Genomic DNA, 20,659 nt, shown 5'->3' with positions numbered 1-20,659 from the left:
GTGCTCTGGCGGTAACGGCCGCGACGCCACGCAACGGACGGCCGCGGTCTTTCTGGCCTGTCTTCGAGTCCCTCGATTCAGGGCCCCTCCAGTCACATCAACAGGTATTGAACATGAGCGTATCGAACAGTCGCTGGGATTCGCGCTATGAGTGCAAGGCGGTCCTTTTATTGGCGTTGGGTTTTGGTCTGGTGGGGTTGGACCGTTTTATCATTCTGCCGCTGTTCCCGACCATGATGCGGGACCTGGGCCTGGATTATCAGGACCTGGGTAATATTTCCGCAGCGCTCGCCATCGCCTGGGGCGCGGCCTCGATAGTGATGGGGCGGGTCTCGGACCGTATTGGCCGACGCAAGGTGATCATTCCGGCGGTGCTGCTGTTCTCGCTGCTGGCCGGCTTTTCTGGATTGGCCGGTGGCGTGGCGGCGTTGTTGCTCATCCGGGTCGCGATGGGGGTTGCCGAGGGCGCGTTTACCCCCACGTCCATTGCCGCCACGGGCGAAGCCTCCCACCCGAAAAGGCTGGGGATGAACATGGGTATCCAACAGGCGTTTTTCCCGCTCCTGGGGTTGGGGCTGGCACCGATTCTGGCGACCCAGTTATTGCTGGTCCTGCCATCCTGGCGGTGGGTCTTTGCGGTGGTGGCGCTGCCAGGTTTTATCGTCGCCTGGTTGCTGTACCGAACCTTGCGGGAAACGGCGGCGCTCGCGCCCCGGCCGAGCGCGGTACAACCGGTCAAGGCCGAGGGTGTGAAGTGGAGCCATACGCTCAAGCACCGCAACATAGTGATCAACATCGCCGGCATGCTGGTGATGCAGATGGCGTTGAGCGTGGTGGCGGTGATGCTGCCCAATTACTTGACGGATTTTTTGCACCTGGGCATGCAGCAAATGGGCTTCATTATGTCGGCGCTGGGCCTGGGTGGGTTTTTCGGGATGGTGATCATGCCGACGCTTTCCGATCGGTTCGGGCGTAAGCCGGTTGCCGTGTGGTGTTGCCTGGCGACGGCACTGTGTATCGGCTTGTTGACCCGTACCGGCGCCGAGCCTGTGCAGCTGTTTATCCTGTTGTTCCTGGCGATGTTCTTCAACTTCGGCGTGGTGTGCATGATCGTTGGGCCGATGACCAGCGAGTCGGTGCCGGCGGCGCTGACCTCGACTGCGACCGGGCTGGTGGTGGGGATCGGGGAAGTGTTTGGAGGTGGGGTGGCGCCGGCGATTGCGGGTTACATCGCCTTGCATTACGGCATCGAGTACACCTTGTATCTGTCGCTGGGTGGGGCAGTGGCTGGCTTGCTGGTGATGGGGTTGTTCAGGGAAACCGCGCCTTCAAAAGTCCATGGCCTGCCTCAGGTGGTTTCTTAGTAAGGGAGTGGGGCGGACTGTTTGACGTGGCTCAACAGTCCGCCCGTGTCGCGTCTCAGGGCGACTTGGGGGCAACGCCGAAGGGGTTGTCAATGGCGTAGCCCCAGCTCCCGTCAGGACGTTTGGCGGCGATATCAGCGCCGGTCCCGGAAAGATCCACGGGATTGCCTTGCGGGTCCGTGCCTTTTATCGACCAGTCGGAAATGATAAGGGCGGTTTCCTTATTTTGATAAATCTGCCGAACGACCATTTTGATCGGCACCTTCGGCGCCATGAATTGTGTGAGCGCTCCACGGATCTGTTCCGGGGTATTGAGGCTTACACCGGGAGACGGGACAAATATCGAATGGGGACCGTACAAACGCATCAAACCGTTCAAATTATTCGCGTTGAAGTCCTTTTCAAAGGCCTGTGCAACTTGGAGTGGGGTTTGCGGGAGCGCCTGTGCATAGGAAAAGCCGGCGAATGAGAGTGTTAATAAGGCAAGGGTTATATTTTTTAGGTTTGTCATTTTAATCTCCAATACCGTTTGATGATTTTTCAAGTGGCACTGAAGAGTGTGAAGATTTTTTGAACCGTGAAAAACAGCGGTTTAGTGAAGGCTATTTTAAATATTGCTTAATAACCAAGCAGGCACTATGCCTGCTTTAAAGAGGACTCGAGCACAGGCCTCAGGCCAGGTCTTGTGGGGCCAGGTGCAAACCCTGGTCTGACTGCATGACTTCAAAGGCCCACTCTGCGAAGTTGCGCACCCGGGTGGAAAGGTGCTTTTTTGTCGGATAGACAATGTGAATTGGCCGTGGTGTGAAATGCCACTGTGCAAGAATGGGGACAAGCGTTCCAGCCTGCACATAAGATTGAACCGCAAAAGGGGCTCCAGGGCAGACACCACTCCCGGCAAGGCAGCTTTGGATCGCTATCTCTGGATCGTCAAACTGCATGCATTCGCGGGCTTTGACGTCCATGGCATCTTTTTTCGACAATAAACGCCATGTCCCCTTGGCATTGAACCAACTGATCTTGCGGGTATTGGCCAAGTCTTCAGCGGTGGCGATAGGGCCATATTCCTCAAGGTACTGTGGCGCTGCATACAGGCCCAACTTCACGTCGCACACATGCCTTGCCACCATTTCGGAATCCTCCAGGTGCCCGCCCCGTATGGCACAGTCGATGCCTTCTTCCGCCAGATTGCTTATACGGTCACTGCTTCTCAGGCTCAGGGCAATATTCGGGTGGCGCTGATAAAACGCTTCCAGGCGTGGCGCGATAATCCAGTGGGCAACGGACCTCAGGGTCTCGACACGTACTTTTCCTGAAAAGTGCGCGGGGTCTGTACTGAGCGAGCCTTCAAGTTCTTCGATCGCCTCCAGGATAACCAGGCATTTTCCAAAGTAGATGTGCCCGTCTTCGGTGAGGCTTTGCGCCCGAGTCGTGCGGTTGAGCAAGCGTACGCCCAGCACGCGTTCAAGGTCAGTGATCCGTTGGGAGATCCGCGCGTTGGGCAAGCCTAGCGCCACGGCGGCACGCGTGAAGCTGCCGGTTTGAACGACTTTGACGAATGTCGCCATTGCGGTGAGTTTATCCATGGTGCTCAGGTTGGCCGATGAGTGAGGGTTGTGCTGAGGTTTTCTGACTTTCGACGCTTGGCCGTATGGCTTGGGCATTCACCAAAAAACTTGCGGTAGTCTGAAGCAAAACGCCCCAGGTGAGTGTAGCCCCAGTCCATGGCGATCCCCGATATCTGTGAGTTGGCGCGATCGCGCATAATGGCCTTTCTGATCTCTTCAAGGCGGTAGCGGCGGATATAGAACATCGGAGGCACGCCAATATGTTTTTTGAAGCCGTTGAACAACGTGAGTCGGGAGACGCCACTGCTCGCGACGATGGCATTGAGTTTGATCTCTTCCTTGGCGTGGCGGTGGATAAAGTTGAGTGCCCGTTGGAGAAAGTTGGGCAGGTTTGCATTAAAGACCTTGTCCAGTGCACTTGAGTAATTATTGGGCTGCGCCAGGATCAGCCCTTTGACCAGGACGGACTCTATTTCACTGGCCAGCCCCTGGTGTACCAGGCAACTATCGGCGCGGCAGGCCTCATCGGTAAAGTGCCTGGCCATTCTCCACCAGCCGGCTGATGGACCGCTGACATTGTTCATGTCCGGGATAAACTGCAGGTCTTCCTTGATCGGTCTATGGAGAAGGCTTTCCAGGCTCGCTCGCATTAATGCGCCTGGAATCACGACCTGGATTTTTTTGCAGTCGTTGGAGATGTAGAGTTTCTGGCCAATATTAGGCGAGAGGATCAACCCGTTGTGCTGATCGGACAAAATGCTCTGATGCGCGCTTTCCCACCGCTGATGGCCGTAAATGGGCAGTTCAATGCTATAGCTTTCCAGGGGATCGTGTGCGTCGACGCTGATAGTCACGTCTGTACCATATTCGATGTAGCCGACGCTCACCGCCTGTAATAAGCGGGAGGTGTGCCTGAAGTGTATTCTTTTTGGCGAATGTACATTCAGGCTATGTGGCCCGTACACGGTCGTCGTCCACGACTGGGCTACCTCTGAATCACAGAGGTCAATGTGAGTCACCTGGTGGTTGGGGGTGCCGGCCTGTGGCTTTAATGAGCTCATCGTAAATGACCCTTGGCGTGCGCGTATAAACACAGGGTTTTTAACATGTCAGCCACGCGGCAAAGTTGAGTACTCCTTAAAAAGCTGCACTATCAGGATAATCAGTTCTTGTTTCTGGATTCCGTTGTTTTTATGCATACGGGATGGATAAAAACATTTAATTGCCGGGATAGCGACGGCTCGGCATAGTCGATTTTAATGCCCCCCAAGCAGCCGGGTAGTACGGGCTGTTTAAAATAAAAATGCTCAAAAACAATAAAAAAGCAGGGGCGAAACATGAGATATGTCGGATGCGTGTCGTTACTGTTCGTAGTGTGTGGTCAAAGCGTTGCAGATGATTTTTTTAAACCCTATGTACTGACCGACATCGGTTGGAGTTCGACCAGTAATATCAATGGCGAACAGCAATATCATTATCAGGAGGGACGACTGTCCCCTAACTTTATTGGCCTCAAGGCCAGAAAGGAGTTTGGCAATGGCTATGCGGGGGTCATGAAGCTTGAGTCAGGCTATTCTTTGCAGGATCTGAAAATAACCGGAGACGGGACTTTTTCTCGACAGATGTTTGCGGGCATAGACTCTGACTTCGGTCAGGTCACCGTGGGCAAGCAATGGGATTTCATGTTTGAGACCCTGGCGGTTGACCGCTGGGGCGAGAAGCTGCGTAACGTGCCGCTGCTGCAACTTCAAGCGGGACCCTTTTTTAATCTCGGGCTGCCCACCGGCTCGATTGACTATAACCGGGTGGCTGCGGGGTTCCCCACGGACCGGGCCGTCAAGTACCTCAGCCCGGATTTCAACGGCTTCAGTTTCGGCGTGATGCATGGCGATGGAGACCCGGGCAGTGATATCCGCTACGGGAAAACCCGCAGTTACAGCGTCAAGTATATCCAGTCCCCGCTTCGGGTCATGGCGGCCTATACCGACTCGCGTCATCGAGCCATCAATAAGGGGCGTGACGGTATCCGGAACTACGGCGTCGGCGCCGCCTACGACTTTTCTTCGTTCATCGGCGACGTGTTGTATACCCGCACAGAAAACACCTATAGCCGTGGAGTCATCGACTCTTACGCAATTGGCGCGCTCGTGCCGGTTACCACCAACTCTTCGTTATATGCCAACTACATGTACTTGAAGGGCAATGCCAGGCTCAATAAAAACATGGCTAACCAAGTGGGTGTCACCTACGACTATCGATTTAACAAGAACTGGGATGCCTATGTGTCTGCGGTGTATCAAATCACCGGAGGCGATGATCAAAGTGCCTATATCTCTGGCGCCTACGGTGTTTCCACCGACCGCGAACAAAGTGTGCTGCATGTGGGTGCCCGGTTCTACTACGAATAATAAGTCTGATTTTAAAGACATCTCATGAGGAAGTTTTATGGCCGCTACTCAATCCACGACCGATGATCACTCCCTGAGCCCCGTGCCCGAAGATGCCCGGCATGGCTGGCTGCAGTTGTCCTGGAGTACCACCGGTATCGTGACGACATTGATACAGATATTCATCGGGGCGCTGGTGACTTTTGTTGCGGGCATCTGGATGGGGGTTATGGCCGGGCTGTTGGTGACGGTCGTAGGGGCCCTGCTGGGGTGGGGGGTGGGCCACGTTGCCTATAAAACGGGCTTGGCCAGCTCTATGTTGGCGCGCCAGCATGGTTTTGGCCGACGAGGGTCCGCCGTCGTGGCCTTGACGTTCGGGTTCATGATCATCGGGTTTATCGCGCTGGAAAATGCCTTGCTTTATAAGGGGCTGATTTTCTGGCTGGACCTGGATGACACGCTGGGGTTGCAAGTGCTTGTCTACGCAATCATGACGGCGGTGTGGGTCTTGCTGACGGCTTTCGGATTTGAACTGGTCTCTAAAGTCGCGTCCTATACCCTGATCGCATTTTTATTACTGCTGGGCTACATGCTGTTTGACGTGATCCATTCATCGGGCCAGAACTGGAGCGATGTCGTGAGTTTCGGCGCGCAATTCCCCGAGGAAGTGCTGGTCAAGATGGGGGCGGATACGCCATGGGGCAAGTTTGGCTTTTGCGTCAATGTCCTGATCGGCTCTGCCGGTGCGCTGGCCTTGATTGATGGGGATTTGGGGCGTTATGCCCGCTCTTCCAAGGATGTATTGATTGCCGCCTTTTTTGGCAATCTGTTTATGGATATCGTCATGCTCCTGGTGGGGGCGATTCTAATGTACGCCGGCACCGAGCAATTGGTCAGCTACTACGTGTCGCGAGGCGTGTCCCATGCCGATGCGGTCCAGACCGTGTTGCAAAGCCCCGACAGCGTTGCCGCAGCGTTTATTGTGTTCGGTGGCTCGCTGGGGGCCGTGCTGCTGTTTCTGGCCCAGGGAAAAGCCCAGGTGCTCAATACTTACAGCTCCTCACTGTCCCTGACCAACTTGTTTGACGTGACGATCGGTTGGCGGCCTGGGCGCTTGACCTTTGTCATCCTGTCCAATGTCCTGGCATGCCTGATGCTGGTCGGCTCGATCCTCGATTGGGTCAATGGTTTTATTACCGTGCTCGGGGTGCTGACCACCGGTTTCGCCGGCATCATCATCGCTGACTATTTCTGGGTCGCGCCCCGGCGCTTGCAGGCCGGTGTCGTTGAGTTCAATTGGCCGGGGCTTATTACCGTCGTGGTCGGTTTTGTCCTGGCGCGCTATGGGTTCAAGGCCTGGATGCCGATTGAGTTTGTGACCTCGCTGCTCTCGTCCTTTTTGCTGTACCCGCTACTCAGCATGCTGATGAGCGGCAAACCCGTGATTGACGCTCAAGTGCGACGCGGTTAATCAAGGCAATGGGCGTCGAACCGTAAAACCAGCATTCACCGGATAGCCAGAGCGAGGCCTGGATAGGCGCTCGCCGGCTTTCACGTCCATAGTCAAGGTCTGGGCGCCATGCACCAAGCCAGCGGCGCCAGGTACAACGGCATCACCTCCAATCCAATGGCCAGAGGTCCCTGAATGGCAACCCCAACTACAACTCTATTGCCAGCGCTGACAGCACAGCTTGCGTGCGGTGGGGTACGTGTCATCGACCTGACACAAACCTTGTCGCCTTCCTTTCCGAGCCTGCAATTGCCTCCTCAGTTTGGCCAGGTCGCGTCGTTCAAGATCGAGCGCATCTCGCACTACGACGAAGCCGGGCCTGGCTGGTACTGGAACAACTTTACCTGTGGCGAGCATACGGGCACGCATTTTGATGCCCCTGTGCACTGGGTTTCCGGGCGCGATTGCCCGGATAGCAGCGTCGATACCATTGCCGTAGAGAATTTTATTGCACCTGCCGTGGTGATCGACGCCAGTGCCGAGGTGCTCGTCAATGAAGACTGGCTGTTGACCGTGCCGTTCCTGGTGGAGTGGGAGCAGCGTCACGGCCTAATCCCTGAGGGGGCCTGGGTGTTTTTGCGCACCGACTGGTCTCGACGGGCACACGACGCCGCTGCTTTTCTCAATCTGCGTGAGGATGGCGCGCATACCCCGGGCCCGACCCGCGAGGCCGTCGAGTGGCTGATTGAGCAGCGCAAGGTGCACGGTTTTGGTGTCGAGACCATCAATACCGATGCCGGCCAGTCCTACGCCTGGCCCCTGGCTTACCCTTGCCATACGTTGATGCACGGTGCCAACCGCTATGGTTTGCAGTGCCTCAAGAACCTGGACCAGTTGCCTCCTCAGGGGGCGTTGATTATCTCCGCCCCCCTGAAGATCGAAGGCGGTTCCGGTAGCCCTTTGCGCGTCTTGGCGCTGGTGGAGTAAGGGATGAAGGCGCAAGTGGATTCTCAGGTTATTTTTGTCGGCAGTGGGATTAACTCCCTGGTGGGCGCCGCACTGCTGGCTGTGCGTGGCAAGCGCGTGCTGGTGCTGGAGCGCAATGATCGGTTTGGCGGCTGTATCCGTACCGAGCAGTTGTTTGCCGGCTATCAGCACGAAGTCATGTCCTCATGGCACCCTCTGTTTGTCGGCAGTGCGGCGTACGCCGAGCTCAGGCCCGCGCTGGAACAGGCGGGGCTGGAGGTGCTGCCCAGCGAGTATTCCACCGGCCTGGTCCGACCGGATGGCTCCGGCCTGGCCCTCAAGGCTGACCTGGCTGATACGGTGCGCCGGCTGGATGCCCTGGCGCCGGGGGATGGCCAGGCCATCGCGCTTATGGCCGGGCATCTGTTCGGCCGGGATGCGGCTTTGACCTTTGGCCTGCTGGGCAAAAACCCTTATGGGCTGGGCTTGCTCCGGTTGCTGTTCAGTGAGTGGCGCAAACGTGGGCTCGATGGCCTGATGGCATTTACGGCCGAGGCCCTGGAAAGCTTCCGTCGCTGGTCTGAGCGCACCGTCCGCTCGGACACCACCCGGGCCTTGATTGCCCCCTGGACATTGCACTCGGGCCTGGGGCCGGATGATGCGAGTTCGGCGTTGATCGGCAAGCTGACCTTTGCGTCGGTGATCAACGGGGGGATGCCGGTGATCAGGGGAGGGGGCATCCGCTTGGTCGAGGCGCTGATGCAGATTATTGTGAGCCATGGCGGGCATTTGCTGTCCAGTGCCCACGTCGAACGTGTGGTCGTCGAGGGGCAGAAGCGCAAGGCCCGCGCCACGGGTGTGCAGTTGTCCGACGGGCGTCGTTTTCAGGCGAGTGAGGCGGTGGTGTGCAACGTTACCCCCCAGCAGCTTTATGGTGGATTGCTGGTGGATGTCCCGCCGGTACTGCGCGAGCGTGCCGAGGGTTATCGTTATGGCCGGGGTGGCATGCAGCTGCACTTTGCCCTCAGCGCCCCGCCGGCGTGGCTGGAGACGGAACTGCTCAAGGTGCCGCTGGTGCACCTGACCGAGAGCATGGAGCAGGTCTGTGCCTCGGTGACCGAGGCCAACAACGGCCTGTTGCCCGCACGGCCGACGCTCGCCATTGGCCAGCCGGTGGCAGTCGACCCCTCGCGTGCCCCGGCAGGCGCCTGGATCCTGTGGGTGCAATTGCAGGAACTGCCCTCACGGCTGAAAGGAGATGCGGCGGGTGAGATTGCGGTGCCGGCAGACGGCCAATGGAACGAGGGCGTGCGGGAAGCCTTCGCCGACCGGGTGCAAGCACGTCTGGAACGGGTCATGCCGGGGCTGGCCGGGCTGATTGTCGGCCGGCGGGCCTATTCACCGGCGGACCTGGAAGCGCTCAATTGCAACCTGGTGGGAGGGGATCCTTATTCGGGGATTTGCTCGCCGGATCAATTCTTCTGGCTGCGACCATTGGCCAGTACCGGGCAAGCCCGTGGTAACCGCACATCCGTGGGCAACCTGTTTCATATCGGGGCCTCCACCCACCCGGGCCCAGGCTTGGGGGCGGGATCGGGCACCCTGGTGGCCAACGAGATAGCGCCCGTCAGGTAGGCGCTCATCTCTGTTTGTAAGGGGCGGGCTTGCTCGCGATGGCGCAGTGTCGGTCATCGCGAGCAAGCCCGCTTCCATACGCGCCCTAGCTTTTAGGGGCGCCGTCGCCAGCCTGCTCCCACATGCTGACATAGGGGTGTGAGCAGAACTCGATGATTGTTCCCCAAGGGTCCTGGCAGTAAGCAATCTCATAGCCTTTTTGCGGGTTGATCAGCAGGACGCCGCTGCGATCCTTGCCTCCCGCGGCCACGACACCGGCGACGGCCTCGGCCACATTGACGGCGGTCAGGCCCATATGATTGTAGCCGCCGAGCCAGAACTGGAAATTGTTCTCGTTGGGCTGTGACGGTGTCGCCTTGAACTGGAAAAGCTCCAGCCCGATGTTGTCTGGCGTCGCCAGGTGGGCAAAGCGGAACTGCTCGAACCCCTTGCCGTAAATGGCTTGGGCCGCTTTGCCCAGATCGCTGTCTTGTTCACTGACCTCGAGGGGGCCGGTGAGCAGGCGAAAGCCCAGTATGCTCACATACCAGTGGATCGCGGCCTCCAGGTCGGGAACCGTGAGCCCGAAATGGGGCGCCATAACCGTTTGAGTAATCACATTGAATCCTCCAGTGGGAGCAGGGCGAAAGCGGCATCGAAGTCCAGGGGCTCAATGCCGACGTAGGGTCTGGCTGGGTGTTTCGTTGTAGCGCAGCTTGTAGTCATTACTGAACCGGCCCATGTGGGTAAAGCCCCAGCGCAGTGCGACGCCGGCGATGTTGGTCACCTCGCCGCTGATCAGTTCGGCACGCACGCGTTCCATGCGCAATTCGCGCAGATGCTGCATCGGGCTGATGCCCAGGAAATCCTTGAAACCGCTGTAGAGGCTGCGCAGGCTGACCCCGGCCGCCTGCGCCAACTGCTCGGCGTTGATCGGCTCATGGGCGTGCGCACGCAGGTAGTCCTGGGCGCGGCGAACATGCCGGGGCAGGATGGTGCTGCGCCGGGCCGGTGCGCTTTCAGTGTGATTGTGCCGATGGGCCGTCAGCAGGATTGAGGCGGTCAGTTGCTCGATATGGGTCATGACCAGCTTGTGCTGGGCCAGGGCTGGATACTGGGTTGCGCAATCGAGCAGGTAAGAGAGCAGGCATCGCCAGGGGGCCGAATCCTGCCAGCGGAACCCGAGATCGAAGCGCAAGGGGTGCTCCAATGGGTGGCCCAGGTGCCCAACCAGCGTGCGTTCGACCAGCGAGCGCGAGATCCTCAGCATGATCTGGTCGCTATCGCCACTCCACTGCATATTCGCCTCGTCTCCGGGGCTCAGGACTGACGCAAGCTCCAGTGACGACTCGATGCGCTGGCCACCGCTTTCGATCACGGCGCACCCCTGGACAGGCATCTGCACCAGGAAACAATGCTCCAGGGGCCCGCGCTCGATCTGCACATTGGCGCCGTAGCGCAGGCGGCTCAGCGAGATGTCGCCCAGGGTCAGGTAATGCATGCGCGCGTCCAGGCGTTCGGCTTCGTTGGTCTGCTTCAAGTGATGATTGGCGATGACCTGGCCGACCATGGAGCGCACTTGCTCCAGGTCGGCGGACGCAAAAAGCAGGCGTTCCGGTTCGTTGAGAACGCGCTCGGATGAAAAGAGCACGGCCTGCCCGCGCACGGGCGAATAGGTGGAGGTCGGAATATTCTGCACAGGTGCTACCCCTCTCGGAGCTTGGCCGGCTATCAGCCTGATTATTGTTATGAACAACAGCCTCGACCGTGCAGGCCTGGGGCTCTGCGCTATGAGGCTTGCTGATATTTCATATGATTATTCATATTCTTTTTCTGTGGTGAATTATTAATCTCACGGTCCGCCGGAAAATGCAATGTATGACGGGCATGCTGGATAAACGGTGTGCCCATCAGGTAGATGTCTTCCGGTAAATAGCGTGAATGTCCTTTAAATAAAGGTCTTTCCCCGAATATCCGCTGGTGGAAATACGTCGCTTTTCTTCGCGGCCTTCAGCCAGGGCCGGCTGGGCCTGGTCTGTTCTTATCCTTGTACTGCTATGCATATCCAGATCTTGCAGCAAGATTGACTACATGATTATTCATGCATTGACGCGACTGCCTCCCCGTATGAAGGTAGAAGCCATAGACAGTTTTGTTCACTTGATCAGAGAGATAAGCACCATGGCCGAGCGATCCTTTGTCCAGGAAGTGAAGAAGTTGCGTGCTGGCGCCGGCGAGGTGTTCAACGGCGAAGGCATCCTGGCCGTCACCAAGGCGTTGCTGGAGTCGGGTGTGGCGTATGTCGGGGGGTACCAGGGTTCGCCCATCTCGCATTTGATGGACGTGCTCTCGGATGCCCAGGACATTCTGGGTGAATATGGCATCCGCTTTGAAAACAGCGCCAGTGAGGCCACGGCGGCGGCGATGCTGGCGGCGTCGGTCAACTATCCATTGCGCGGTGCGATTACCTTCAAGGCCACGGTGGGGACCAATGTGGCCTCCGATGCGTTGGCCAACCTGGCATCCGGCGGGGTGACGGGAGGCGCGCTGGTCATCGTGGGCGAGGATTATGGCGAAGGCTCCTCGATCATGCAGGAGCGCAGCCATGCGTTCGCGATGAAGTCGCAGATGTGGTTGCTTGACCCGCGTCCGAACCTGCCAAGCATTGTGCAGGCGGTCAAGGATGGCTTCGATCTGTCCGAGGCCAGCAACACCCCGGTGATGTTGCAGATGCGCATTCGCTCTTGCCATCTGCATGGTCAGTTTGTCGCCTCCGATAACCGCCCGCCGCCCTTTACGGTCAAGGATGCCCTGGAAAACCCGGTGCGCGACCTCGACCGCATCGTCTTGCCGCCCGCGAGCTTCCTGCACGAACGGGAGAAAATCCAGCAACGCTGGCCGGCGGCGATCCGGTTTATCCAAGAGCGCCAGCTCAACGAGTTCTTCTCTGAGGGCGCGGCGGATGTCGGCATCGCCCTGCAGGGGGGCAACTACAACACGCTTATCCGTGCGTTGCAGAAGTTGGGGCTGTCCGATGTCTACGGCACCTCGACAATTCCCTTGTACGTCATGAACGTGGCCTACCCGCTGGTTGACGAGGAGTTTGAACGCTTCTGCCAGGGCAAGCGCGCCATCTTGCTGCTGGAAGAAGGCCAGCCCAATTTTGTAGAGCAAAACGTTTCGACGATCCTGCGCCAGTTGGGGCTGGAAACGGCGTTGCATGGCAAGGACATGCTGCCGCTGGCCGGGGACTACAACACCGCCACGGTGCTTGCGGGCGTACGCGCTTTTCTGGAGCGCTATGGGGTCCTGCAGGCCCCTGAGCAATCGCTTGGCATCCCGATCGTGATGCTGCCGACCGACGAGTCGCCTGAAGGGCTGGCCACCAATGCCATGATGGCCAAGCAGTCCCTGGACCGGATCGTCCACCCGCGGCCGCCAGGCCTGTGTACCGGATGCCCGGAACGCCCGATTTTCACGGCGATCAAGCTGGTCGAGCGTGAGCTTGGCAAGCATCACATCAGTGCCGATATCGGCTGCCATCTGTTTTCGATCCTGCCGCCCTTCAACCTCGGCAGTACGACCATGGGGTACGGTTTGGGAGGCGCCAGTTCAGCGGCCTTCAACGTGGCCCCGGGCACGGCGCCGGCGAGCAAGCGCGCTATCTCGCTGATGGGCGACGGGGGGTTCTGGCACAACGGCCTGACCAGCGGTGTCGCCAATGCGGTGTTCAATCGCAGTGACAACCTGACGATCATTATCGACAACAACTACGCCTCGGCCACCGGCGGCCAGGATGTGTTGTCGTCGCGGGCGGCCAATGCCTCGCGCAGCACCGGTCATGAAATCGAGAAAGCGGTCAAGGGGGTGGGGGTCGAGTGGGTGCGCACGATCAAGCGCACCTATGACCTCAAAGCCATGGTCTCGACCCTGCGCGAAGCCTTGACTACCCAGGAGGCCGGGCCGAAGGTGCTGATCGCGCAGAGCGAATGCATGCTCAATCTGCAGCGCCGCGAGAAAAAGGTCGTGCGCAAAGCCTTGGCCGACGGTCAGCGGGTTGTGCGTGAGCGCTTTGGCATCGACCCGGATACCTGTACCGGCGATCACTCCTGCATCCGTCTTTCTGGATGCCCTTCCTTGTCGATCCGCGATAACCCGGACCCGTTGCGCCAAGACCCGGTGGCCATGGTGATGGAGAGCTGCGTGGGGTGTGGCAACTGTGGCGAGGTCGCCCATGCCGCGGTGCTCTGCCCATCGTTTTACCGGGCCCAGATTGTCAGTAACCCTTCGTGGTGGGACCGCTTCAGCCAGCGTGTGCGGATCGCAGTCATTGGCGTGTTGCAGGATGCCGATGCCCGCCGTCGCTCCCGGTATGCCCTATGAACCGCGTGGGCATAAGTGACGTCCCCGAGCTCGGCCCACCTTCCAGGGTCACGGCCAGAGTCCTGTTCGTGTGCTGGCTGGCCATCTTGTTTGAAGGCTACGACGTGGGCGTGATGGGGGCGATCCTGCCGGCACTGGCGCAGGACAAGGCCTGGAGCCTGACGCCGCTGGAACTGGGGATGCTCAGCAGCTACGCGATGATCGGCATGTTTTTCGGTGCGCTGCTGGTGGGGATGCTCAGTGAACTGCTTGGGCGCCGACGCATGCTGTTGCTGTGCGTGCTGGTGTTCTCGCTGATGATGGCTGGCGCTGCCTGGGCGCCCACGCCGGCCTGGTTCGGCTTCTTCCGGTTTGTCGGGGGCTTGGGCCTGGGTGGTGTGATTCCGGTCGCCGCGGCCTTGACCGTCGAATATTCGCGAGCCGAGCGCCGCAGCTTCAATTACGGGTTGATGTATTCCGGTTATTCGCTGGGCATCCTGTGTGCCGCCGCCGCGGCGATCTGGTTGCTGCCCACCCAGGGGTGGCGCGGGGTGATTGCCGTCGGCGTGCTGCCGGTGCTGTTGCTGTGGCCGATGGCGCGCATGCTGCCGGAGTCGCTTGAGTACCTGGTCGGTCAAGGGCGCACACAGGAGGCGACAAGGCTCGCCACACAGTTGCAGATGGCTGTGCCCGAGCTGCCGGCGCAGCCGCTCAGCCAACAGCCGGCCTGGCAGCAGGTACTGGCCGAGGTCTTTGCCCGGCGGCACCTGCGGGCGACGGCCTGCTTCTGGGTGGCCTTGTTCTGCGGCCTGCTGCTGATCTACGGCCTCAACACCTGGCTGCCCACCATCATGCGCCAGAGTGGTTACGACCTGGGCTCCAGCCTGGGCCTGTTGATCATGTTCAGCCTGGCCTCGGCGTTGGGGGGCTTGTTTCTGGGGCGCGCGGCAGATCGCTTCGGCGTGCGGGCGGTGGTCGGGGTGTTCTACCTGGTGGGGGCGTTGGCCATCTTTGCCCTGGCTGCGCGCAATAGCATGGCTCTCAATTATGTGCTGGTTGCCATTGCGGGCCTGGGGAGCATTGGCGCCTCGCTGATTTTGACGGGCCATCTGGCCGACTACTACCCGCCACGGGTACGGGCCGCCGCGACGGGCTGGGGCCTGAGCTTTGCACGGTTCGGGGCGATGAGCGGGCCCTTGCTGGGTGGCTACGTGGCCGGCAGCGGGATAGGCCAGGCCTGGAACTTCATTGCGTTTGCGCTGGTAGGCCTGGTGGCCGCCGTGGCGGTGTTCCTGCTGCCCGCACGCCCAGCGAGATTGCCATGATGGATCAAGCACGCATGTTTTCCTGTGGGGCCAGCCTTGGGGGCCGACGCGCGCCTGCGCACCTCTCGCCCCGTGCTGGCAATTATCAACTTGTCATGGGAGCCGGTATGCACCTCGTGCCGGCTCTGGAGTCTGTCTATGCCCAGTGAACCTATCAAGATTGCCATTCTCGCCATGGGCGGCGAGGGCGGTGGCGTGCTCGCCGACTGGATTGTCAACCTGGGGGAGCAGAACGGCTATTTCGCCCAGACCACCTCTGTTCCCGGGGTTGCACAGCGCACTGGCGCGACGATTTATTACGTTGAGCTGTTCCCCGGTGCCGATGCTCCACAAGCCAGGGTGCCGGTGCTCTCGCAGGCGCCATTGCCGGGGGATGTGGATATCGTGCTGGCCTCGGAGCTGATGGAGGCTGGGCGTGCTGTGCAGCGTGGCTTCGTCACCCCTGAGCGGACCACCTTTGTGACCTCGACCCACCGGGTCTATTCGATTGCCGAGAAGTCGGCGATGGGCGACGGCCGGGTCGACAGTGCGGCGCTGCTGCTCCAGGCGAGCCGGGCGGCCAAGCGTTTTGTCAGCTTCAACATGGAGCAGGTCGCCGAGCGCACGGGCAGCGTTATCAGTGCCGTGTTGTTTGGCGCCCTCAGTGGCACGGGGGTACTGCCTTTCAACCGGACGCAGTTCCAGGCCACGATTGAGCGCGGGGGCGTTGGCGTCAAACCCAGCCTGCAGGCTTTCGAGGCGGGCTATACCCGGGCACGCGAGACCCAGGACGAAGCCCGTGAACCGCACAGTGCCGCCGTGGGCCCTGAGGCCGCACGGCCGCCGCATCCGCTGGTGGCCGGGCTGCTCGAACGGGCGCGAGGTTTTCCGGCCAGTGTGGTGGATATCGTTATTGAGGGCGTACGCCGACTCATCGATTACCAGGACCCGGACTACGCCCGCCTGTATCTGGACCGCCTCCAGACAGTGTCAGCGGCCCCCGGCGGCGGGGATATCGAGTTGCTGCGGGAGACGGCCCGTTACCTGGCGCTCTGGATGTCCTACGAGGACACCATCCGGGTGGCAGACCTCAAGACCCGTGGCAGCCGCTTCGAGCGGGTGCGCAGCGAGGTGCGCTCCAAAGCCGACCAGGTCCTGACGATTGAAGAGTACATGCACCCGCGGATCGAAGAAATCTGCGAAACCTTGCCGGCGGGCCTGGGCCGCTGGCTGGCCAAGCCCCATCGGACCCATCGCCTGGTGGCCCGTTTCACCCAGCAGGGGCGAACGATCAAGACCAGCTCCCTGAGCGGTTTTCTCCTGCTCTACGGCCTGTCGCGCTGGCGTCGCTGGCGCCGTGTAACGCTGCGCTATACCCAGGAAAACGCGCGCATTGAAGTATGGCTGCAACGGGTACAGACGCTGGCCGCGATCGACCCGGCGCTGGCCCTGGAAGCCGCCCAGTGCCAGCGCCTGGTCAAGGGCTACAGCGACACCCACGCCCGTGGCCTGAAGAACTACGAAACGTTGATGGCCGTGGTGGACGAACACTCCCGTTTCCTGGCGCCGACGACGCTACGTGAACTGCGCGATGCGGCATTGGCCGACGAGCACGGCCACCAGCTGCGCGAATGCCTGCAACGTCATGCCTTACCTTTCCAAGGATAGTGTCCTATGAGTCCGAAAAAATTCGTACGTGAGCACCGTATCCGCTTCGCTGAGTGCGACCCGGCGGGCATCGTGTTCTACCCGCAATATTTTGTGATGTTCAACAACTTGCTGGAGTCCTGGATCGACGAGCTTCTGCCCGATGTGGGCTTCGCCGGTTACATCGGCAAGCTGCGTTTCGGGTTGCCGACTGTCCACCTTGAAGCCGACTTCCAGGCCATCAGCCGCATGGGCGACGACGTCATACTGAGCCTGGAGGTGATCAGGCTTGGCGGCAAGTCGCTGACCCTGGCGCTGGGGTGTACCGACCTTGAGGGGCAGGTGCGCATGAAGGTCACGCAGGTCCTGGTGTCGACGTCCCTGGAGCGTCATCAGGCCATCGAGTTGCCGAGCCTGCTGCGGCTGGCGCTGACGGCTTCCTCCAACCCCAATAAAGACAATAACGAAAGGAGCGCAATGTGAACATTGCCTGCATCGGCGGTGGTCCCGCCGGCCTGTACTTTGGTTTGCTGATGAAGTTGCACAACCCCTCCAATGAGGTCGTCGTGGTCGAACGCAATCGACCTTACGATACCTTCGGTTGGGGGGTGGTCTTCTCCGATGCGACCCTGGACAACCTGCGCGAAGCCGACCCCGTGTCCGCGCAGACCATCGCCAATGAGTTCAGTCGCTGGGACGATATCGACATCCATTTCAAAGACCGCCTGATGCGCAGTGCCGGCCATGGCTTTATCGGGATTGGCCGCAAGAAACTGCTCAATATCTTGCAGGCGCGCTGCGAAGAGGTGGGGGTCAAACTGGTCTTTGAAACCCTGGTGACGGACGACCAGGCGATTGCGCGCCAGTACAACGCTGACTTGGTGATCGCATCCGATGGCGTCAACAGCGCGGTGCGTACACGCTACGCGCAGACCTACCAGCCCGATATCGACCAGCGCCATTGCCGCTTCGTTTGGCTCGGGACACGCAAAGTGTTTGAAGCCTTCACTTTTCTGTTTGTGCCCACAGAGCATGGCTGGTTCCAGGCCCACGCTTACCAGTTCGAGGACGGCCTTTCTACGTTTATCGTCGAGACGACCGATGCCACCTGGCAGGCGGCGGGGATCGACCAGATGTCCCAGGAGGAGGGGATCGCCTACTGCGAACAGCTGTTCGCCCCCTGGCTTGACGGTGAACCGCTGCTCTCGAATGCCTCGCACCTGCGCGGTGCGGCCATCTGGATCCGCTTCCCGCGGGTGATCTGTGGCAAATGGGTGCATTGGACCCAGCCCCATGGCCCGCAAGGCGGCGAAGTGCCGGTGGTGCTGATGGGCGATGCGGCGCATACCGCGCATTTCTCGATCGGTTCGGGCACCAAGCTGGCACTGGAGGATGCTATCGAGTTGTGCAACACCCTCAAGGCCGGTGGGGCGCTGGGCGAACGCCTGGCGCATTACGAGCAGGTGCGTGGCATCGAGGTGTTGAAGATCCAGAATGCGGCGCGCAACTCCACGGAATGGTTCGAGAACGTGGCGCGTTATGCCCGTTTGGAGCCGGAGCAGTTTGCCTACTCTCTGTTGACCCGCTCGCAACGTATTTCCCACGAGAACCTGCGCTTGCGCGACCCCCAGTGGCTTGGCGATTACGAACGCTGGCAGGCTCAGCAGGCGGGGGTGCCGACGGGCACGGGGGAGCGGCCACGCCCGCCGTTTCTGACCCCCTACACGGTGCGCGGTGTGACCTTGAAGAATCGGGTCGTGGTCTCGCCCACCTTGCTGTACTCCAGCCAGGATGGCCTGCCAGGCAACTTCCACCTGGTCCATCTTGGTGGCCAGGCCCTGGGCGGCGCCGGGCTGGTATTGGCCGAGGCCACGGCGGTCTCGCCCCAGGCGCGTATCACCGCAGGCGATCCCGGCTTGTGGAACGCCGAGCAAGTGGTGGCCTGGAAAAAAATCACCGACTTCGTGCATGCCGAGAGTGGGGCGCATATCGGCGTGCAGCTCAATCACGCCGGGCGTCGCGGTTCTACGCAGTTGGGCTGGGAAAAGGCCGACCACCCACAGGCCGATGGTAACTGGCCGCTGATCAGTGCGAGCCCGTTGCCGTACCTGGCGGACATCTCGCAGGTGCCGCACGAAGCGAGCCGCGATGACCTGGCCCGGGCTTGCAAGCAGTTCGCCGATGCCGCGCGCCGTGCTGCTGAGGCCGGCTTTGACTGGCTTGAACTGCAGGCCGGGCATGGCTTCCTGCTCTCAAGTTTCATCTCGCCCCTGACCAATCAGCGCAGCGACGAGTACGGCGGTTCATTGGCCAATCGCCTGCGTTTCCCTCTCCAGGTCTTGGCGGCCATACGTCAAGCCTGGCCCGATCACTTGCCGATCTCGGTCCGCATCTCGGCCACGGATTGGGCCCCGGGCGGGACCCAGGTGGATGAGGCGGTAGAGATTGCCCGGCGTTTCAGTGAAGGCGGGGCGGACATGGTGGCGGCGTCTTCGGGAGAGGTGGTCGCGGACCAGCGGCCGGTGTATGGCCGTATGTACCAGACCCCGTTTGCCGACCGCATCCGCAACGAAGCCCATGTGCCCACCATCGCCGTAGGCGCGATCACCGAGGCCGACCAGGTTAACGGCATTATCGCCTCGGGGCGTGCGGACCTGTGTGCCTTGTCGCGTTCGCATCTGGCCGATTCGGCCTGGCTCCTGAGAGAGAGCGCCAGGCTAGGCTGGCAAGACGTCGAATGGCCGTTGCCCTATCAATGGGGCAAAGACCCGCTTGAGCGTAGCTTCACCCGAAGCAAGTCCTGAGGGCCCAGTGCCCACGGCATCCTGTAAAGAGGAGAAAGACCATGACTACCTCGTATGACCAATACCGCGAAGGCATTGTGGGGCGCGCCGACGTGGAAGACACCCCGGAACTGCTGGCCTATTACCGTGAGCTGGATCAGTTGAAGACCGGTGCACTGTGGACCGTGGCCAATAAAATCGAACCCTGGCAGCCCCAGTCCGAATCCGTGCCGGTGCTCTGGCGCTACCGCGACCTGCGTGAGCATGTACTGCGCTCGGTCACCCTGGTAACGCCAGAAAAGGCCGGACGCCGGGTGATCTACCTGAACAACCCGGGGCGGACCGAGGTGTCTGCCGCCGTGGGCTGGCTGTACTCCGGGCTGCAAGTGATGCACCCGGGCGAGCGGGCCTCCGCGCATGCGCATTCGTCTTCGGCGCTGCGTTTCATCATGGAGGGGCGTGGGGCCTACACCATTGTTGACGGCCACAAGCTGACACTGGGCGCCAACGATTTTGTCTTGACGCCCAACGGCACCTGGCACGAGCACGGTGTCGAGGAGGACGGCCTGCCGTGCATCTGGCAGGACGGCCTGGATATTCCCCTGGTCAATGCCCTGGAGGCCGGGTTCTATGCCGTGCACCCGGACTTGCAACAGGCGATCGGCCACCCGGTCGACGACCTGGTGAGCCTGTGGGGCGCGCCCGGCCTGCGCCCGGAGAACATCGGCTGGAACAAGCCCTATTCGCCCTTGTTCAAGTACCAGTGGGAACCGACCTACGAGGCCCTGCTGCGTTATTCGGCAGCCCGCGACGACAACCCCTTCGATGGTGCATTGATGCACTACACCAGCCCCGTCAATGGCGGCCATGTCCTGGCCACTATCGGCGCGAGCATGCAGTTGCTGCGCCCGGGGTTCGTGGGCAAGGCCCATCGCCATACCGGCAGTTTTATCTACCAGGTGGCCAAGGGGAAAGGCTACTCGATCATCAATGGCCTGCGCTTTGACTGGCAGGAGCGTGACATTTTTTGTGTGCCGTCCTGGGCCTGGCATGAGCATGTCAATGCCTCCCAGAGTGACGACGCCTGCCTGTTCTGTTTCAGCGACCTGCCGGTGATGGAAAAACTGGGCCTGTACCGAGAGGAGGCGCTGGCTGACAACGGCGGCCACCAACCGGTCCTGCCATCTGCCTAGCCCGGGCCTGGAACACCACCC

General features: G+C 60.4%; 16 protein-coding genes. 11 read left to right on the top strand and 5 right to left on the bottom strand.

What is annotated here, in order from left to right:
• Positions 1 to 113 precede the first annotated feature (113 nt).
• The gene (locus tag AO268_RS13105) at positions 114 to 1,364 is read left to right on the top strand and encodes an MFS transporter (protein ID WP_099168925.1); all 1,251 of its coding nucleotides are present in this window, start codon (positions 114 to 116) and stop codon (positions 1,362 to 1,364) included.
• Positions 1,365 to 1,419: 55 nt separating this feature from the next.
• Here AO268_RS13105 and AO268_RS13100 read toward each other — a convergent pair whose 3' ends face one another.
• The 3 genes from AO268_RS13100 to AO268_RS13090 form a co-directional block, all read right to left on the bottom strand.
• Entirely contained in the window at positions 1,420 to 1,875 is a 456-nt protein-coding gene (locus AO268_RS13100) for a YybH family protein (RefSeq protein ID WP_099168924.1), read from the bottom strand.
• A gap of 160 nt (positions 1,876 to 2,035) precedes the next feature.
• Positions 2,036 to 2,950, bottom strand: a complete 915-nt coding sequence (locus AO268_RS13095) for a LysR family transcriptional regulator (RefSeq protein WP_099168923.1) — start codon at positions 2,948 to 2,950, stop codon at positions 2,036 to 2,038.
• Between the two features lie 5 nt (positions 2,951 to 2,955).
• Entirely contained in the window at positions 2,956 to 3,993 is a 1,038-nt protein-coding gene (locus AO268_RS13090; protein WP_099168922.1) for an AraC family transcriptional regulator, read from the bottom strand.
• A 276-nt stretch (positions 3,994 to 4,269) separates the two neighbouring features.
• Here AO268_RS13090 and AO268_RS13085 point away from each other — a divergent pair, with 276 nt between their 5' ends.
• From AO268_RS13085 to AO268_RS13070, 4 genes are all read left to right on the top strand, one after another.
• A complete protein-coding gene (locus tag AO268_RS13085; RefSeq protein ID WP_083743111.1) occupies positions 4,270 to 5,340 on the top strand; it encodes a porin in 1,071 nt (356 codons plus the stop codon).
• Between the two features lie 37 nt (positions 5,341 to 5,377).
• Positions 5,378 to 6,790, top strand: a complete 1,413-nt coding sequence (locus tag AO268_RS13080) for a purine-cytosine permease family protein (protein WP_076964648.1) — start codon at positions 5,378 to 5,380, stop codon at positions 6,788 to 6,790.
• Positions 6,791 to 6,964: 174 nt separating this feature from the next.
• Entirely contained in the window at positions 6,965 to 7,756 is a 792-nt protein-coding gene (locus tag AO268_RS13075; RefSeq protein ID WP_099168921.1) for a cyclase family protein, read from the top strand.
• A 3-nt stretch (positions 7,757 to 7,759) separates the two neighbouring features.
• Positions 7,760 to 9,370, top strand: a complete 1,611-nt coding sequence (locus AO268_RS13070) for a phytoene desaturase family protein (RefSeq protein WP_099168920.1) — start codon at positions 7,760 to 7,762, stop codon at positions 9,368 to 9,370.
• An 85-nt stretch (positions 9,371 to 9,455) separates the two neighbouring features.
• On the opposite strand, the gene AO268_RS13065 is transcribed toward AO268_RS13070, so the two are convergent.
• Both AO268_RS13065 and AO268_RS13060 read right to left on the bottom strand, forming a co-directional pair.
• Positions 9,456 to 9,968, bottom strand: coding sequence for a VOC family protein (locus AO268_RS13065; RefSeq protein WP_130898267.1), 513 nt, complete (start codon positions 9,966 to 9,968; stop codon positions 9,456 to 9,458).
• 51 nt (positions 9,969 to 10,019) lie between these two features.
• Positions 10,020 to 11,048: an AraC family transcriptional regulator gene (locus AO268_RS13060; protein WP_197883425.1), complete on the bottom strand. Its 1,029-nt coding sequence runs from the start codon at positions 11,046 to 11,048 to the stop codon at positions 10,020 to 10,022.
• A 482-nt stretch (positions 11,049 to 11,530) separates the two neighbouring features.
• Between AO268_RS13060 and AO268_RS13055 the strand changes: the two genes are divergently transcribed.
• The 6 genes from AO268_RS13055 (at position 11,531) to AO268_RS13030 (ending at position 20,638) form a co-directional block, all read left to right on the top strand.
• Positions 11,531 to 13,732, top strand: a complete 2,202-nt coding sequence (locus tag AO268_RS13055) for a thiamine pyrophosphate-dependent enzyme (RefSeq protein ID WP_099168919.1) — start codon at positions 11,531 to 11,533, stop codon at positions 13,730 to 13,732.
• Entirely contained in the window at positions 13,729 to 15,036 is a 1,308-nt protein-coding gene (locus AO268_RS13050; protein ID WP_076964653.1) for an MFS transporter, read from the top strand. Before AO268_RS13055 ends, AO268_RS13050 begins: the two co-directional genes overlap by 4 nt.
• Positions 15,037 to 15,174: 138 nt before the next feature.
• Positions 15,175 to 16,683 (top strand): indolepyruvate oxidoreductase subunit beta family protein, encoded by a 1,509-nt coding sequence (locus AO268_RS13045; protein ID WP_099168918.1) that lies wholly within the window; start codon positions 15,175 to 15,177, stop codon positions 16,681 to 16,683.
• Positions 16,684 to 16,689: 6 nt separating this feature from the next.
• Complete coding sequence (locus tag AO268_RS13040; protein WP_099168917.1) at positions 16,690 to 17,145, top strand: acyl-CoA thioesterase; 456 nt, start codon at positions 16,690 to 16,692, stop codon at positions 17,143 to 17,145.
• Complete coding sequence (locus AO268_RS13035) at positions 17,142 to 19,466, top strand: bifunctional salicylyl-CoA 5-hydroxylase/oxidoreductase (protein WP_099168916.1); 2,325 nt, start codon at positions 17,142 to 17,144, stop codon at positions 19,464 to 19,466. Before AO268_RS13040 ends, AO268_RS13035 begins: the two co-directional genes overlap by 4 nt.
• A gap of 41 nt (positions 19,467 to 19,507) precedes the next feature.
• On the top strand, positions 19,508 to 20,638 hold the full coding sequence (locus AO268_RS13030; protein WP_076964657.1) for a cupin domain-containing protein: 1,131 nt from the start codon (positions 19,508 to 19,510) through the stop codon (positions 20,636 to 20,638).
• Positions 20,639 to 20,659 lie beyond the last annotated feature (21 nt).

This window comes from Pseudomonas sp. ICMP 8385 (assembly GCF_002699915.1).
GTDB lineage: Bacteria > Pseudomonadota > Gammaproteobacteria > Pseudomonadales > Pseudomonadaceae > Aquipseudomonas > Aquipseudomonas gessardii.
This window is presented reverse-complemented; position numbering and strand designations above follow the sequence as displayed.

Coding starts and splice junctions, on each gene's coding strand:
- AO268_RS13105 (WP_099168925.1), top strand. CDS start 114: ATGAGCGTATCGAACAGTCGCTGGGATTCGCGCTATGAGTGCAAGGCG.
- AO268_RS13100 (WP_099168924.1), bottom strand. CDS start 1,875: ATGACAAACCTAAAAAATATAACCCTTGCCTTATTAACACTCTCATTC.
- AO268_RS13095 (WP_099168923.1), bottom strand. CDS start 2,950: ATGGATAAACTCACCGCAATGGCGACATTCGTCAAAGTCGTTCAAACC.
- AO268_RS13090 (WP_099168922.1), bottom strand. CDS start 3,993: ATGAGCTCATTAAAGCCACAGGCCGGCACCCCCAACCACCAGGTGACT.
- AO268_RS13085 (WP_083743111.1), top strand. CDS start 4,270: ATGAGATATGTCGGATGCGTGTCGTTACTGTTCGTAGTGTGTGGTCAA.
- AO268_RS13080 (WP_076964648.1), top strand. CDS start 5,378: ATGGCCGCTACTCAATCCACGACCGATGATCACTCCCTGAGCCCCGTG.
- AO268_RS13075 (WP_099168921.1), top strand. CDS start 6,965: ATGGCAACCCCAACTACAACTCTATTGCCAGCGCTGACAGCACAGCTT.
- AO268_RS13070 (WP_099168920.1), top strand. CDS start 7,760: ATGAAGGCGCAAGTGGATTCTCAGGTTATTTTTGTCGGCAGTGGGATT.
- AO268_RS13055 (WP_099168919.1), top strand. CDS start 11,531: ATGGCCGAGCGATCCTTTGTCCAGGAAGTGAAGAAGTTGCGTGCTGGC.
- AO268_RS13050 (WP_076964653.1), top strand. CDS start 13,729: ATGAACCGCGTGGGCATAAGTGACGTCCCCGAGCTCGGCCCACCTTCC.
- AO268_RS13045 (WP_099168918.1), top strand. CDS start 15,175: ATGCCCAGTGAACCTATCAAGATTGCCATTCTCGCCATGGGCGGCGAG.
- AO268_RS13040 (WP_099168917.1), top strand. CDS start 16,690: ATGAGTCCGAAAAAATTCGTACGTGAGCACCGTATCCGCTTCGCTGAG.
- AO268_RS13030 (WP_076964657.1), top strand. CDS start 19,508: ATGACTACCTCGTATGACCAATACCGCGAAGGCATTGTGGGGCGCGCC.